This is a genomic window from Nonomuraea turkmeniaca (assembly GCF_005889735.1).
In the GTDB taxonomy this organism is placed as follows: Bacteria; Actinomycetota; Actinomycetes; order Streptosporangiales; family Streptosporangiaceae; genus Nonomuraea; species Nonomuraea turkmeniaca.
The window spans coordinates 111,515-126,700 of sequence record NZ_VCKY01000001.1; the positions used below are offsets into that span (position 1 = coordinate 111,515).

15 protein-coding genes are annotated in these 15,186 nt (G+C 68.3%); 6 read left to right on the forward strand and 9 right to left on the reverse strand.

Translation table 11 applies throughout. The features are described from left to right. The first annotated feature begins 245 nt into the window (after positions 1-245). Positions 246-728, forward strand: coding sequence for a GNAT family N-acetyltransferase (locus ETD86_RS00565; protein WP_138664063.1), 483 nt, complete (start codon positions 246-248; stop codon positions 726-728). Between the two features lie 9 nt (positions 729-737). On the opposite strand, the gene ETD86_RS00570 is transcribed toward ETD86_RS00565, so the two are convergent. From ETD86_RS00570 to ETD86_RS00580, 3 genes are all read right to left on the reverse strand, one after another. Beyond that, positions 738-1,367: a GNAT family N-acetyltransferase gene (locus ETD86_RS00570; RefSeq protein WP_138664064.1), complete on the reverse strand. Its 630-nt coding sequence runs from the start codon at positions 1,365-1,367 to the stop codon at positions 738-740. 212 nt (positions 1,368-1,579) lie between these two features. Beyond that, positions 1,580-1,969 (reverse strand): hypothetical protein, encoded by a 390-nt coding sequence (locus tag ETD86_RS00575; protein ID WP_138664065.1) that lies wholly within the window; start codon positions 1,967-1,969, stop codon positions 1,580-1,582. A gap of 292 nt (positions 1,970-2,261) precedes the next feature. Continuing rightward, positions 2,262-3,164, reverse strand: coding sequence for an NAD(P)-dependent oxidoreductase (locus ETD86_RS00580; protein WP_246147466.1), 903 nt, complete (start codon positions 3,162-3,164; stop codon positions 2,262-2,264). Positions 3,165-3,561: 397 nt separating this feature from the next. On the opposite strand from ETD86_RS00580, the gene ETD86_RS00585 reads away from it, so the two are divergent. The 3 genes from ETD86_RS00585 to ETD86_RS00595 are packed head-to-tail and all read left to right on the forward strand — an operon-like array spanning position 3,562 to position 5,535. Next, the gene (locus tag ETD86_RS00585; protein WP_425465605.1) at positions 3,562-3,975 is read left to right on the forward strand and encodes a hypothetical protein; all 414 of its coding nucleotides are present in this window, start codon (positions 3,562-3,564) and stop codon (positions 3,973-3,975) included. Between the two features lie 2 nt (positions 3,976-3,977). After that, positions 3,978-4,562: a thiamine pyrophosphate-dependent enzyme gene (locus ETD86_RS00590; RefSeq protein ID WP_211369728.1), complete on the forward strand. Its 585-nt coding sequence runs from the start codon at positions 3,978-3,980 to the stop codon at positions 4,560-4,562. Continuing rightward, complete coding sequence (locus tag ETD86_RS00595) at positions 4,531-5,535, forward strand: isocitrate lyase/phosphoenolpyruvate mutase family protein (protein ID WP_211369729.1); 1,005 nt, start codon at positions 4,531-4,533, stop codon at positions 5,533-5,535. The genes ETD86_RS00590 and ETD86_RS00595 overlap by 32 nt, the downstream gene beginning before the upstream one ends. Here the strand turns inward: ETD86_RS00595 and ETD86_RS00600 are convergent. From ETD86_RS00600 to ETD86_RS00625, 6 genes are read right to left on the reverse strand one after another with little or no spacing between them, the layout of a single operon-like run. Further along, positions 5,422-6,795, reverse strand: coding sequence for a cupin domain-containing protein (locus ETD86_RS00600; protein WP_138664068.1), 1,374 nt, complete (start codon positions 6,793-6,795; stop codon positions 5,422-5,424). The genes ETD86_RS00595 and ETD86_RS00600 overlap by 114 nt on opposite strands. Next, the gene (locus ETD86_RS00605; protein ID WP_138664069.1) at positions 6,792-7,895 is read right to left on the reverse strand and encodes a phosphonoacetaldehyde reductase; all 1,104 of its coding nucleotides are present in this window, start codon (positions 7,893-7,895) and stop codon (positions 6,792-6,794) included. The genes ETD86_RS00600 and ETD86_RS00605 overlap by 4 nt, the downstream gene beginning before the upstream one ends. After that, the gene (locus ETD86_RS00610; protein WP_138664070.1) at positions 7,892-8,938 is read right to left on the reverse strand and encodes a glycerate kinase; all 1,047 of its coding nucleotides are present in this window, start codon (positions 8,936-8,938) and stop codon (positions 7,892-7,894) included. Before ETD86_RS00610 ends, ETD86_RS00605 begins: the two co-directional genes overlap by 4 nt. Further along, the gene (locus ETD86_RS00615) at positions 8,935-9,477 is read right to left on the reverse strand and encodes an NUDIX domain-containing protein (protein WP_170222808.1); all 543 of its coding nucleotides are present in this window, start codon (positions 9,475-9,477) and stop codon (positions 8,935-8,937) included. Before ETD86_RS00615 ends, ETD86_RS00610 begins: the two co-directional genes overlap by 4 nt. Further along, positions 9,470-10,444 (reverse strand): acetylxylan esterase, encoded by a 975-nt coding sequence (locus tag ETD86_RS00620; protein WP_138664072.1) that lies wholly within the window; start codon positions 10,442-10,444, stop codon positions 9,470-9,472. The genes ETD86_RS00615 and ETD86_RS00620 overlap by 8 nt, the downstream gene beginning before the upstream one ends. 11 nt (positions 10,445-10,455) lie before the next feature. Further along, positions 10,456-11,760 carry a protoporphyrinogen/coproporphyrinogen oxidase gene (locus ETD86_RS00625; RefSeq protein WP_138664073.1) on the reverse strand — a complete coding sequence of 435 codons (1,305 nt, stop codon included), beginning with the start codon at positions 11,758-11,760 and terminating at the stop codon, positions 10,456-10,458. Between the two features lie 425 nt (positions 11,761-12,185). On the opposite strand from ETD86_RS00625, the gene ETD86_RS00630 reads away from it, so the two are divergent. Together ETD86_RS00630 and ETD86_RS00635 are read left to right on the forward strand one after the other, a co-directional pair. Continuing rightward, a complete protein-coding gene (locus ETD86_RS00630) occupies positions 12,186-12,542 on the forward strand; it encodes a VOC family protein (protein WP_138664074.1) in 357 nt (118 codons plus the stop codon). A 152-nt stretch (positions 12,543-12,694) separates the two neighbouring features. After that, positions 12,695-15,085 (forward strand): ATP-binding cassette domain-containing protein, encoded by a 2,391-nt coding sequence (locus ETD86_RS00635; protein ID WP_138664075.1) that lies wholly within the window; start codon positions 12,695-12,697, stop codon positions 15,083-15,085. Positions 15,086-15,186 lie beyond the last annotated feature (101 nt).

The window sequence follows — 15,186 nt, forward strand, 5'->3', positions numbered from 1 at the left end:
CTCCGGGAGGCTGACCCGTCGCCCAACTGAACGAGGGCTGCTATGCACAACCTGTGGATGACCGGGGCGGGCCGCTCAACTTTTCCAGCTTCAGACCCGCCAGGTTCCCCGCCCCGCCAGAAGCACGGCGACCAGAACGACAAGGCCAGTCAATGCCAAGGGCGCTCGCACCAGATGCCTCCACCCAATGATCGAATACCAAGGAGCAGGACACTACAGTTCCAGCCTTCTCAAGAGGTAGCCAGATGCCCCGAACTGCCACCATCGAGACCCCAGTCCTCACCCTCCTCCCGCTGCGTGCCGAGCACGCCGACGAGATGGCCGTCGTCCTGTCCGACCCCCGCCTGCACACGTTCACCGGCGGCGCCCCACTCACCGCGCAAGAACTCCGCGCTCGCTACGAGCGACTGCTCGCCGGACCGCCCAGTTGGTGCAACTGGGTGATCTGGTCGCGCGAGGAAAACCGTCTGGTCGGCTATGTACAGGCCACCATCGACGACGAGACGGCCGAAATCGCCTGGGTGATCGGAACGCCATGGCAGGGCCGCGGCCTGGCCACCGCATCGGCCAAAGCCCTGGTCGCCTGGCTCATCAAGCAAGGGATCGGCACGATCATCGCGCACATCCACCCCGACCACGGGGCCTCCGCCGCCGTCGCCGCCTCAGCGGGCCTGCACCCGACCGATCAATCGCACGACGGCGAGATCCGCTGGGAACGAACGGCCTGAAGAATCACATCACAGAGAAGTCTGGACAAGGAGTGCTTCCGCCCCGATCGGCACGTAGCCGGCCGCAAGGAAGGCCCTGACGCTCGCCGCGTTGCCTGGGGCGATCTGAGCCCACAGGGGATGCCCGGTGAGGTGCCTCGCCGCGCGGGCCAGGGCCCGGCCCAGGCCGCGTCCCCGATCGGCCGGGTCGACCTCGATCGCGACCTCCCACCGACCGGCAACGCCACGCCCGATGATCAGCACTCCTCCCGCGCAGGTCCAGACACATACGTCGTCGCGATACCGGCGTGCGCGCTCGACCCGGGGATGCGCCTCGTCCATGACCTCGGCCAGGTCGATCGGCGGACGGCCGGCGCAGGGGCTGCCCAAGGCCAGCATGTCGATGTTGTTGACCCTGCGCTCCATGCGTACTTCCAACTGCCCGAGGAACGGCGGGTTGAGAGGCGCCGAAAGATCCCCTTCGGGAAGCCGGGACCTGATCCACCCGTGGTCGAGGTCGGCGAAGACGACATTGTGCGCGGTAAAGGCGATCACTCCCGCGTCACGTCGGGATGGCTGCGGGACGATCGTCGGCCCTGCTCCCGGCTGGGGCAGGCGCCCCTGACCCGCCGCGGCGAGGATGTCGTGCAAAGTGATCATCCACCGACCGTATGACCAGTCAGCTCCATCAACCAGCTACAGTCCCCCGCACCGTGACCTTGGCTGTTCGGACTGCTTCTCTCTCGTCAAGGCCTGGGGCGTACATACGCATGGAGCGCGCGCGGCGGCAGCCGACCGGACAGCGCGGCGATCCCCCGGCCAGGCCCGCTGCGAGAGCGGGCCATGCCACCGGGCCGGAGAAATCGACCGACTCAGTAGATGCGGTACTTCTTGCCGCAGTTGTCGAACTTGCCGGCCCAGCAGGTGAAGGTGTAGATCTTCTTGATCCCGTGGCCCTTCCAGCCGCTGGTGACCTTGCCGTCCCAGGAGTGGTTGAAGCGGTGCCAGGAGCCGTTCTTGTAGTACTCGAACCACACCCAGCCCTTCTTCCCGCCGACCTTGTCGACGCCGTACCACTTCACGTGGACGCCGCCGCCGTGCTCGGCGGTCTTGCCGAAGGTGTAGGCCTTGTGGTCGCTGGAGAAGAACTTGCCCCAGCTGATGGTGCCGGTGCTGGTGGCGGCCTGGGCGGCCGGGGTCAGCGCGAGCGCGGTGACGGCCATGGAGCCGGCGAGGGTGACGGCGGCGAGGGTCTTACGCATGGTGGGTTACTCCCCGTTCGGTGTGTGCCGGTCGGTCCGGCAGCAGGGACATTACGGAGATCCCGGGCGACTCTCTGTGCAGGAGTCCACACATCGGAGGTGATCAGTGCCACACATCCGGCACGGGCCGCCAGACGATGGGTGCGGAGGCACACGTTGATCGCCACCTGGGCCGGGCGCGGTCAGCGGGGGCCGGTTCCCGGCCCGGTGAGTGCGGCCGTGCCCTCGGCGGTCGCGAGAACACCGAGCCGGCTCTCCTCGAGCAGCATGCCCGGGTCAACGGGCGGGCCGGTCATATCCGCACCTCTACCGGCTTACGGAACTGCTCGATCATCGCCGCATAGCCGTTGCCACCGTGCCCGTCGGCCACGGCCCGATCCGCCAGCGCCTTGATGAACTTCGGCAGCTCCGCGTTGACACCGAGGAACTCACTCTCGTGGATGAGGTGCTCCATCGACGCCAGGTGCGTGTCGATGGTGGCATCGAGCGCCGGGTACGCGCCGTCGTCGACCTGCTGCGCGTAGCCGGACACCCAGTCGGCCACGGTCCCGATCCCCGCTTTCGCGATCGGCGCGAACGCCGCGGCGTCCACACCCGCCGCGCCGAGCAGGGCGGCACCCTGCAGGAAGCCGTTCAGAATGTTCCACATCAGGCTCAGCACCGCCACGTCGTACAGCGACGACAGGCCGTGATCACCGCCAAGGTACGTCGTGCCCGCGCCAAGGCTCCTCAGCACCGGCTCGTGCAGGTCGAAGGCCTCCTGCGGCCCGCTGTAGAGAATGACGGCGTCCGCCGTGCCGATGGCCTGCGGGATGGCCATGATCGCGCCGTCGAGGTAGGAGCCGCCCCGCCGCGCCGCCCACGCGGCGGTCTCACCGGCCACCTCCGACGTGCCCGAGGTCAGGTTCACGAGGACTCGGCCGTGGAGGACCTCGTCCAGCGGATCGAGGAGCTCGTGCACAGCGTCGTAGCCCGAGACGCAGACGACCACGAGCGGGCTGGCCGCGACGGCCTCGCCGACCGAGTCGGCGAGCTTCGCACCCTGGGCGACAAGGTGCTCAGCCTTCGCCGCCGTGCGGTTCCACACGGTGGTGGGGTGCCCGTCACGCAGGAACGCCCCGGCCAGCGCCTGTCCCATCAGACCCAGGCCGATGACCGTCACAGGGGTGTGGCCGGCGTCGCGATTCTGCATCATGTGCTCCCCCTTAGATGGGTTGGAGGTCATGGAAGAATCCTCAACGTTCACACCGATATGAAGGTCAAGGGGGCCGCGAGCGATCGCGTACCTGCTGCCCTGCGCCACCGAACGGCGCGTGTCCTGGCACTACCGGGGATGCGACTCCCCCACGCTGAAGCCGGCGCCGGCATGATCACGCGGTCACGACAGCCGCACCGCCGGCCCGATGTGCCGCCGTTCCGCAGGCACGTCCGCGCTTGATGTGCTCGACGGCGCGGGTGATCCTAAGGAGGAACCCAAGGCGTGGGCATCTCCGCCTGCATCGTCGAGAATGAGGTGCCGAATGGTGGCAGCGAGACTGGTCCACGCACTCGCCGATCGCGGATATACCGAATTCACCGGCGTACCATGCTCGATGCTGAAAGGAATATTCGAGGTCCTGGAGAACTCCGCGCTCGACGGGCGGGTTCGCTACTTCCCAGCACCGCGGGAGGACACAGCGCTCGGAGTGGCGTCGGGATTGACGGTGGCGGGGCGCGGGTCCGTGGTGCTCATGCAGAATTCCGGGCTGGGTTACGGGTTGAATGTCTTGACGTCGTTCAATCTCATCTACGGAGTGCACCTGCCACTGGTCGTGAGCTGGCGCGGATTCGACGAGAACGACGCGGTCGAGCACGAGGTGATCGGCAGGGAACTCGTCACCTTACTGAATGTCCTCGGGCTGCCATGGACCATTCTTGATTGTTCGGAAGTTCAGCTGTCAGTCGACAGATGGCTGGGACACCTGGACGAACACACCTCTGTGCTCATCGTGCGGGACGAGGTCTAGCCGTGCTCGAGATCCGCAAAGCGATCGAACTCGTCCTCGACCGGTTTCCGGCGGCACTGTACGTCTCCACCTGCGGGTTCATCACACGCGACCTGTTCGGTCTCTCGGATCGACCGGCGAACTTCTACATGGTGGGCTCGATGGGGATGGCCGCTCCGCTGGCACTGGGCGTGGCTCTGGCCAGACCTGAACGTAAGGTCGTGATCCTGGACGGAGACGGCTCGCTGGCCATGAATCTCGGCTGTCTGCCCATGATAGGTGAGCTCGCTCCGGACATTGTGCATGTCGTTCTGGACAATTCGCTGCACGAAAGCACGGGGGGCCAGCAGACGGTTCGACCGCACGACATCTCGGCGACAGCCGTCGGATGCGGATACGCACGTGCGCATGTTGTCGATTCCGAAGAAAGCTTCCACAACCTGGAATTACACGGCACTCCGGCCCTTGTCCATTTCCGGTGCCTGCCGCGAAGCCACAAGCCAGGGCCCCGGGTCACCCACTCTCCACAGGAGATCGTGGCCAGATTCAGGTCGGAGATCGGAGTGTTTTTTGACCGTGAGCCTACGCACCGCGCTACGCAGCGGTAAGCTGCTTCGCGCCGCCGGCGGGCACAGTGCGCTGAGCGCCCGGCTCGCCGAAGAAGCCGGTTTCGATCTCATCTGGTCGAGCGGATTGGAGATCTCCGCGACGGCAGGTGTCCCGGACGCCAATATCCTGACCATGTCAGAATTCCTTGAGGTCGCCGCCGCGATGGCCGGCGCGGTGTCGATACCGGTGCTCGCGGACTGCGACTCGGGATTCGGCAACGCGAGCAATGTCGCGCATATGGTTCGCGTCTACGAGGCCCGCGGCGTGGCGGGCATCTGCATCGAAGACAAGCTGTTCCCCAAACTGAACAGCTTCCTGGACGGGGACCACGAGCTCGCCTCGCCCGCGGATTTCGCGGCCAAGATCCGGGCCGCGGTGGAGTGCCGCCGCAGCAGTGAACTCGTCGTCGTGGCCAGGATCGAGGCGCTGATCTCGGGTCGTGGCCTGGACGAAGCCCTCTACCGTGCCCGGGTGTACGAGCGCGCGGGCGCCGACGCGCTCCTGATCCACTCGAAGCAACAGGACCCGGAAGAGGTCTTCGCCTTTCGGGACAGGTACCGCGGAGAGCTGCCCGTCATCGTGGTGCCGACCACCTACCACCACGTCACGACCGCCGAGTTGGCCAGCCGCGGCTTCAGCATGGTCATTTACGCCAATCACGCCCTGCGCAGCTCGATCATGGCCATGCGACAGACCTTTGCCAAGATCATGCAGGACGGCACCAGCGAGAACGTCGAAACGACCATAGCCTCCCTGAAGGAGGTCTTCGACCTTCAGGGGGTCCAGCAGATGTCCGAACGGCAGGAACGGGTCGAAGCCCTCGGCCGTGAACTGACAGAGGTCGATGGCGCAGCCGGTTCAGTACCACCGGCCGTTTTCACGAAGATAGCGGGGCAGGCTCCCCGGATAGATCGTCCCCAGGGCGGTCCGGGTCTCGGGAGTGACCCGGCCGCCGATGCGCAGGCTCAGTAGCCGGCATGCGTCGGGCCGCTCCGACGCGAACGCGACCTCCACGAAGGGTTTGAGGTAGGCCGAGTCTCCGGGATCCAGCCGGTCGCGAAATGACCGGCCCTCGAACCGCCAGGCCAGGTCGGCGGTCTGGGAGCTCACGTTGTAGACGTATTGATGCTGGTACGTCCGCAAAGAAGAAGACGACGGCGCCACACGATCGGCAGCGGCCAGTGGGATGATCTCCAATGCCCGGGTATGCGGGTGGAGGCTGCTCCCCGCGAGCTCCCTGATCCGATAGGCGGCCTGCGGCGATGACGGATAGCGCCACTCCCTGGCCTCGCCGGCGCGGCAGTGCCGGATCGAGCCGACGACGTCCCTCTTGATCGGCATCAGATCGCGGGGTGAGACCCGCAGGGCCACCGCCAGACGCGTGATCTCCTCCGGCGCGGGCGCGACGGCCCCGTCGAGCAGGTCGGCGACACGTTCCTCCGAGAGTCCGGAAAGCGCCGCGAGCCGGTCGGCGGGAAGCGCGAGGGCGTTGAGGAAGTCCTGAAGAATGGCGGGAAAGGTGAGACCGCCGGGCGCGCGCGCGAAGTTCGCGGCGGTCTCGGCGCCGAGCGCGGCAAGCTCACGCTGAGCGTCGCCCACTAACTCCCCGCCGTAGGTGAGCGCCAGGATGTACGCCTCTTCACCGGCGCTGCGCGAGGTGAAGGTGTGCGGGGAGTACGGAACGCCCCACACCGAATCACCGGTGTCCATGCGCAGGACCCGGTCGCCCTCGGGCTCACGGACGTAATAGTTCACCGGCCCAACGAAGTAGGTGAACTGGTAGAGAAGATGGCCTTTGTTCCATCTGACACCCGGGTGAGCGGGATCATCATCGTCGACCACCGAGAGCATCTTGATCCACTCGGGCCGGAACGACGCCACCCGCGACATGGCCGTGTCGCGGTACTCGTAGTAGTCGATCCCCCCGCGCGTCAGCACCCTCGCCGAAGCGATGGAGTCCGCCAGCCGGTGGATGACCACGCCGTCCGGGCAGTCGTCACGCCAGGGCAGGAGATCGGCTTCGTTGACCGGCCAGACGGCGGCAGCCCGGCGGACCAGCTCCCCCGGGACGGCTCGCCGGCCCTCGGCGTAGGCGGCGAAATCCGCCACGGACACCCCGAGATCGGCGGCCGCCGCCGCGTCGTCACGCTTGAGATCGTTGGCCGCACTCCGGAGCAGCGCCGCGCCGCGGAGACGGAACCCCTCCTCGTCCACTGGCTCGTCGCCGCTCATAGGACAGCCGCCAGAGCCCGGCAGACCGAGTCCCGGTCGAGGTCCACCGGGTTGTTCCCGGCCCGGCCGCGCACACCCATCCCGGCCGCGACCAGGTCGGCCAGGTCCGCCGGACCGACCCCGTAGCCGCTGAGCTCGGCGGGCCACGCGTGCCGGCGCAGATGGCCGGCGATCACACCGGTCATCCGCCCCTCTGCCGGGCCCAGCAGGTGGACCACCTCGTCGATGACGGCACGCGACGGGCCGTCCGACCTGTCCCGGTTGTAGTCAAGAAGCCAGCGGAGGTTGAGCATACAAGCCACTCCATGCGGGATTCCGAAGCGGATGGTCAGCGCGTAGGCGAAGGCGTGGGCGGCGGTCGTCCGGGTGATCGCAATGGCCCGGCCTGCGGCCAGGGCCCCGGCGATGAGGCGTTCGCGGAGCTCCAGGCACGGGTCTTTCAGTGATTCGCCGAGCAGCGGCGACAACAGCGCCAGGGCCTCACGGGCCAGGGCTCGGGACGCGTCGGTGGCCCGCCGGCTCCAGTACGACTCCACGGCATGGCTCACCGCGTCAAAGAGGCCGCTGGTCGTCACGTCGTGCGGGCACGACGCCATCAGGTACGGATCCACGATCGTTGTCTCGGCGCCGACCCTCGGATGATCCAGAGAGTGCTTGTGGCCCCCGTCGTACATCGTGGCGAAGCCGGTCACCTCGCTGCCACTACCCGCTGTGGTGGAGACGAGGATCAGCGGCAGACTCTCCGCCACGAACCGGTCGGCATCTCCGAGCAGGCCGGCGAGCGCTGCGGCCGGGTCCGCCGGCAACAACCGGACAGCCTTGGCGACGTCCATCGCGCTGCCGCCACCGACCCCCAGGATCAGATCAGGTTGCCGGAGCTCCCTCGCCCGGCACCCCTCGACGACCTGGTCGAGCCGCGGATTCGAGGTGAAGTCCGAGAACGCCCACCAGTCGAGGCCCGCCAGGGCACGCTCGGCGTCGATCGACCGGAGCGCGCGGTCCGTCGCGACCACGAGCGGCCTGCGGGTGCGATACCGGGCGAGGACCGTCCTGAGGACGGCCGCCGTGCCTGGGCCGACCAGGAGTTCGGGAAGGCTCATGGGTTTCGGGCCCGCGGGCTGTGAAGAAGGGCCGTGGCCAGATCAGCGGCGGCCTCGTCGAGGATCGAGCCGGCGTCACGGATCGCCTCGGCGGTCCCCGGCCGGTAGTCGGTGAAAGGGACGACAACGGTGCCGGGACGGAGCGCGCCGGCCGCGTGCCGGTCCACGGAGCCGGCGATCAGCCCACCTCGGACCTTCTCGCCGCGGCCGGTCAGCAGCCGGTAGGTCCCCTTGCCGAGCAGGCTCGTCCGGTCGAAGCGGCCTTCGCCCGTGACGACGATGTCCGCGCGCGAGAGCGGATCGTCCAGTCCCAGCAGTTCGCTCATCACCGTGAATCCGGGCGCGCAACGTGCACCGAACACCGCCAGGGCCCCGGCCAGCCCGCCGCCGGAACCACCGCACCGCACCGCGTCGGCGTCCCGGCCGGTGACGTCACGGTAACGTTCCCCCAGCCGTTCCAGCTGGGCGCTGAGCCGGGGGATCTCCTCGTCGGTCGCGCCCTTCTGCCGGGCGAAGTGCCGGACCGCGTCGGTGAACAGGATGTCCACGTCGCCCGCGACGCGGACCTCCGCCCGAACGGGTGACCAGGACAGTGCCTCGATCGCCCCGAGCCCTCCGTCCACGGTGACGGTGTCGCCGATCGTGACGATGATTCGCTCATGGCCCATATGGCAGGCGATGCCGATGAGCTCCCCCACCCCTCGGGTGGTGGACTGCAGCGGGCGGAGCCCCGTTCCGGCCCGCGACCAGCCGCACACATCGGCGGCCTCGATGACCGCGGTCCCATCGGGCAGGGCCGCCCATCTTGCCGGCACCGGATCGCCATAAGGGCCGGTGACCTCCGAGCGGTGGAGCACCGCACCCCGATGTTCCGCCAGGATCCTCAGCGTCCCCTGGCCTCCGTCGGTCAGTGGCATCGCGAGGACGTCCAGGGAAGGATCCAGCCGGCGCATGGCCCGTGAGACCGCGGACGCCACTTCTTCCCCGGTCAGCGATCCACGGAACTTGTCAGGGAGGACGACCACCCGTAAGCCGCCGGTCATGGCGTCGGATGGGAGCGGGCTACCGCGAGCAGCGCCGCGACAGTCCGCGCTTCATGGATCTCGCCGTTCAGGCACATGCGCACAGCGTCGTCCAGCTGAAGCGTCACCGGCTTGATGCTGTGCTCCTCATCGCCCTCGAGCGGATCGGGCGACAACGCCGTCGCCAGGAATATCTCGGTCCGCTGAGACAGATAGCCGGGGCTGACGCTGAGCGTGCAGAGATGCCCGAGATCGCCGCGGAGCCCAAGCTCCTCACGCAGTTCGCGGCCCGCGGCCTCGGCGGGGGTCTCTCCCGCATCGATCCGCCCTTTGGGCAGGCAGAGCGCACGTTCGCCGGTCGCCCCGAAGTACTCCTCCACCAGATGGACCCGGTGTTCAGCGTCGATCGCGACGATCGCGACGCTGTCGTCCTTCTGGATGACCTCCCAGGTGACGACCCGGTCGGCGGCGATCCTGATGTCCCGCTCGACGACTGTGAGCCGGCGACCGCGGAACACCTCGCGCTCCGCGACGACCTCCTCCTCTTCGAAGTCAGCCAATTCCCGCCTCCTGGGACAACCACCGGTGCTGGTCGGCCAGGTGGTGGGCTTCTCCGCTCTCGTGGCCGTTCCAGGCGTACACGGTGATCTCCTTCCGGCCGCCATAGGAGTTGAAACATCCGTAGACCCCCAACGGCGGGCAGGTCTCGTCAAGGAGGGCGACGCCGAAATGGGCAGGACAGCGGGCCGCGCGAACCAGATTGACCACGTCGAAGTAGCCGAGTGTGGCCAACGCCTGGTCGGCCAGGCTCCGGTGGGTGCGGCACCACTTGACGAGCTCGGGGTAGGGACCCGTTACCGCGGCCCGGGCGGAGTTCCGGATGTCGCACAGGAAAGGCACGTTCGGCATGGTCGCTGCGACCCCGGGGTGCAAGGACGCCGTGGCGAGTGACAGCGCGCCACCCTGGCTGGTGCCTGTGGTGACCAGCTTGGCAGGGTCACTGTGGGGGAGTTCGGCGGCGGCGTCCACGGCGCGGACCGCATCGGTGAACAGCCGGCGATAGTAGTAGTCCTCTCGCGACGTCACACCATCGGTGAGGAAGCCGGGCACGTGGGGCCTGCCGGGCGAGCCGGGATCGCCGGTGTCGCCGACCCGCCAGGAACTGCCCTGGCCGCGGGTGTCCATGATCAGGTGTGGATGGCCCGAGGCGGACCAGAACAACAGCTCATGCGGCAGGCCGCGACCGCCCCCGTAGCCGATGAACTCGATGATCGTCGCAGCGCCGGGCTCCGGCTCGCGCGGGACCAGGTACCACGCCTTGATCGGATGACCGCCGAAGCCGGCGAACGTCACGTCGTACACCGACACCGTCCGCAGCGGGGTGTCGGTCACCGGTACCGCCGTCACGGCCAACGGAAACTGGGCGGCCTCCGCGAGGGTCTTCTGCCAGAACTCCTCCAAGTCCTCCGGCACTGGCAGCGTCGGCCGGTAGGAGGCCAGTTCGTGCGCGGGAATGTCGAAGAACATGGGTTCCTCCGTCAGGTGTTCTCTGCTGATCCGGCTACCAGTGCTGCGACGGAGAACCCGTCGAGAATGGCGTCTCCCATCGAGCCGTAGGTCCATCTCCCGTACCGGCCGCACGAGTGGACTCCCGCTTCCGCGAGCCACGGAAGGATCGTGTCGATGGCCTTCTCCCTGGCGTCGTCGAACACGATGTAGGCATGATCCACTTTGTGGTGCTCCATGAACAGCACATCGGCGGCTGACCCGATCGCGCCGATCTTCAGCAGCGCGTCGACGATGTCCGGGTCCGCCACCGGGCCCTTCTGGTCGGCGATCTCCACCCAGAGGCTCGCGCCACCCGGCGGCGCCATCCGTGGTGCGGCGTTCGTGTACACGCCCATCCGATAGAAGGGAATGTCCGGCTCCGGGGTGTACACCCAATGTTCCCGCAGCGGGGACGGCGCCCGCAGGGCTATGTTCGCGTAGCGCATCGCACTCGATCGCAGCGTGCGGCGCGCGTCCCTGATGTGCTCGGGCAGCCCCGGAATACGGTCGAGCAGGTCGGACAGCGGGATCGTGGAGACGAGCGCCCGCCAGCCCAGCCAATCCGCCGACCCGCTGAGCCGGATCCGCCTCCTGTCGAGATCGACCTCCTCCAGCGAGGTCGACATCTGGATGTCGAAACCGTCACGGCTCCTGCAGGCCGCCAGCATCGCCTCCGGCAGGAGGCCGATGCCGCCCTGAGCGGGGTAAAGGAAGCGGGCGTTGTATCCGAATCGATCATTCCGGACCCCGAGCGCCCCACCGAGCACCTGCGCGGTGCTCGGCATCGGAAAGTAGTCCTTCAGCCATTCGGTGCGCAGCTCGTCCAGCGCGATCCCCTGGAACTTCTTGGAGTAGTACGGCACGAAGAAATGCCGCGCCATGCCCCGCCCGAAGCGCTCGACGACGAAATCCTCGAAACTCATCTCCGCCGGCGCTCCCCGCCGCCGGCGCATGCGCGCCGCCGCGAAACCGGCCAGGCACTGCAGACGACTCGGCCACGGCAGCCCATGGATATTCGCCTGGAACGGGTACGTGATCATCCTGCCGTCGAGCCACACCGTGGCCCTGCGCTCGAGGCGGGCCAGGTTGTCCTCTCCCAGCAACCCGAGCACCAGCTCCTTGAGCGGTTCCTCGCGCAGGTGCAGCCAGTGCCCTGTCACGTCGAAAGTGAAGCCGTCGCGTCCTCGGCTCCGCGCCTTCCCGCCGACCGCCTCGTCCCGCTCCACCACGACGACGCGTTCCCGCTCCAGTCGCATCGCGGCGGCCAACCCCGTCAGCCCGGCTCCGACCACCACCACAGGTTCCCCCGGGATTTCCGGAACTCCCCGTTCCAAAGATCACCGCCCTGATCCCGCCGCGAGTCGCTCCCCAGAATGTACGACGGCACCGGAGCCCTGGCCATACATGGATTCGGCCAGAGCCTGCCCACCTGCTGGATCCGGTCGGCCGGCGCGTGAACCGTGCTGGCGGCGGACGAACCGCCGGCACGCTGGTGCCTTCCATGCCGCGTGGCGAAACAGGGGACCGAACCGGTCAGGAATCGAGAAGCGCCGGCCCCCGAGCCGCACCTAGTGTGACCGGCATGGACCTCACCAGTCGCTAGACCCCGCATGACGACCCGGACGCCTCTCTGGCCTTGTACCGCGACACCCGCGGCCGGGCGGCTTCCCGTGTCCTTGACCAGACAATCCCCACCAGACCTACGACCTCAGGAGTGACCATGACCGGCTCGTCCACCCAGGGAATCAAGACCGTGCTGCATCCCGTGTCCGACCTGGCGAAGGCCAAGGAGGTGTACGCCGCCCTGCTCGGCGTCCCGCCGCAGGCCGACTCGTCCTACTACGTCGGCTTCGAGGCCGAGGGCCAGCACATCGGGCTGGTGCCGGGCGGCGCGTCGCAGGGTATGACCTCGCCGGTGGCCTACTGGCACGTGCCCGACATCGAGGCGAAGCTCGCCGAGGTGACCGCCGCCGGTGCCACCGTGAAGGAGCCCGTACGGGACGTAGGTGGCGGCCGCCTGGTCGCCACCGTCACCGACCCCGATGGCAACGTCCTCGGGCTGCTCCAGGACCGATGACCGCCGACCCCCCGCTCCCAAGCAGCGGATGACCGGTTCGACCCACGTGGCCGGAAGCCCAGAGGCTCCACGGGGTCGAAGCGAAGGGAACCAGACGTATCCTCAAACCTGGCCAGATCACGCCAGGCGCCCGCGAAACAGATGGAGACACGATGAGCACGCCCCCGAGGACGGACAAGCAGTCGCCTGTGCCTCACTCTGCCGACAGCCACGACCTGATCCGCGTGCACGGCGCGCGCGTGAACAACCTCAAGGACGTCAGCATCGAGATCCCGAAGCGCCGGCTGACGGTGTTCACCGGCGTCTCCGGCTCGGGCAAGAGCTCACTGGTGTTCAGCACGATCGCCGCCGAGTCGCAGCGGCTGATCAACGAGACCTACAGCGCCTTCGTGCAGGGCTTCATGCCCACCCTGGCGCGGCCGGACGTCGACGTCCTCGACGGGCTGACCACCGCGATCATCGTCGACCAGCAGCGGATGGGCGCAGACCCCCGCTCAACCGTCGGCACCGCGACCGACGCCAACGCGATGTTGCGCATCCTGTGGAGCCGCCTCGGGCAGCCGCACATCGGCCCCCCCACGGCCTTCTCCTTCAACGTCGCCCAGGCGGTGGCGAGCGGGGCCATGAAGGTCGACAAGGGCAAGGGCGAGCGAAAGGTGGTGCGCGAGGCCGTCTACCACGGCGGCATGTGCCCGCGCTGTGAGGGCCGGGGCACGGTCACCGACTTCGACCTGTCCCAGCTGTACGACGACACCAAGTCACTCAACGAGGGCGCGCTCTCCGTCCCCGGCTACAGCATGGACGGCTGGTACGGCCGCATCTACCGGGGCTGTGGCTACTTCGACCCGGACAAGCCGATCCGCAAGTTCACCAAGAAGGAACTCGACGACCTGCTCTACAAGGAGCCGACCAAGATCAAGGTCGAGGGCATCAACCTGACGTACTCGGGTCTGATCCCGACGATCCAGAAGTCGTTCCTTTCCAAGGACGTCGACGCGATGCAGCCGCACATCCGGGCGTTCGTGGAGCGGGTGGTGACGTTCACCGCCTGCCCGGACTGCGGCGGCACCCGGCTCAACGAGGCGGCCCGCTCCTCGAAGATCAAGGGCATCAACATCGCCGAAGCCTGCGCGATGGAGATCCGTGACCTGGCCGAATGGATCCGCGGCCTCGACGAGCCGTCGGTCGCGCCGCTGCTCGGCAAGCTGCTGCACACCATCGACTCGTTCGTGGAGATCGGGCTGGGCTACCTCTCCCTCGACCGGCCGGCGGGCACGCTGTCGGGCGGCGAGGCACAGCGCACCAAGATGATCCGCCACCTCGGGTCCGCGCTCACCGACGTCACCTACGTCTTCGACGAGCCCACCATCGGCCTGCACCCCCACGACATCCAGCGGATGAACGGCCTGCTGCTGCGGCTGCGGGACAAGGGCAACACGGTGCTCGTCGTCGAGCACAAGCCGGAGGCGATCGCGATCGCCGAGCACGTCGTCGACCTCGGCCCCGGCGCCGGTACGGCGGGCGGCACCGTCTGCTACGAGGGCACCATCGAGGGGCTGCGGGCCAGCGGCACCATCACCGGCCGCCATCTCGACGACCGGGCCGCACTCAAGGAGACGGTGCGTACGCCCAAGGGCATGCTGGAGATCCGCGGCGCCAACCGCCACAACCTCCAGGACGTCGACGTCGACGTCCCGCTCGGCGTCCTCTGCGTCGTCACCGGCGTCGCCGGCTCCGGCAAGAGCTCGCTGATCCACGGCTCCATCCCCGCGTCCGCGGGCGTCGTGTCGGTCGACCAGGCCCCCATCCGCGGCTCGCGACGCAGCAACCCGGCGACGTACACCGGACTCCTCGACCCGATCCGCAAGGCGTTCGCGAAGGCCAACGGCGTGAAGCCGGCGCTGTTCAGCGCCAACTCCGAGGGTGCCTGCCCCGCCTGCAACGGCGTCGGCGTCATCTACGTCGACCTGGGGATGATGGCCGGCGTCGACACCCCCTGCGAGGAGTGCGAGGGCAAGCGGTTCCATGCCTCGGTGCTGGAATACCACTTCGGCGGCCGCGACATCAGCGAGGTGCTCGCGATGTCGGTGACCGAGGCCAAGGAGTTCTTCGGCGCCGGCGAGGCGCGCACGCCGGCCGCGCACGCCATCCTCGACCGGCTCGCCGACGTCGGGCTCGGCTACCTCAGCCTCGGCCAGCCGCTCACCACGCTGTCCGGCGGCGAGCGGCAGCGGCTCAAGCTGGCCACCCACATGGCCGACAAGGGCGGCGTGTACGTCCTCGACGAGCCGACCACCGGCCTGCACCTCGCCGACGTCGAGCAGCTGCTCGGCCTGCTCGACCGGCTCGTCGACTCCGGCAAGTCGGTCATCGTCATCGAGCACCACCAGGCGGTCATGGCGCACGCCGACTGGATCATCGACCTCGGTCCCGGCGCCGGGCACGACGGCGGCCAGATCGTCTTCGAGGGCACGCCGGCCGACCTCGTCGCGGCCCGCTCCACCCTCACCGGCGAGCACCTCGCGGCCTACGTCGGCAAGTGACCGACGTGCCGACGGCCGTCACCGTCGCGTGCTTCGCGCTCGGCGGACCGCTCACCACGGCGCTGGGCCCGGGGGCGACGCTCGGCGGCTCCAGGACTCGT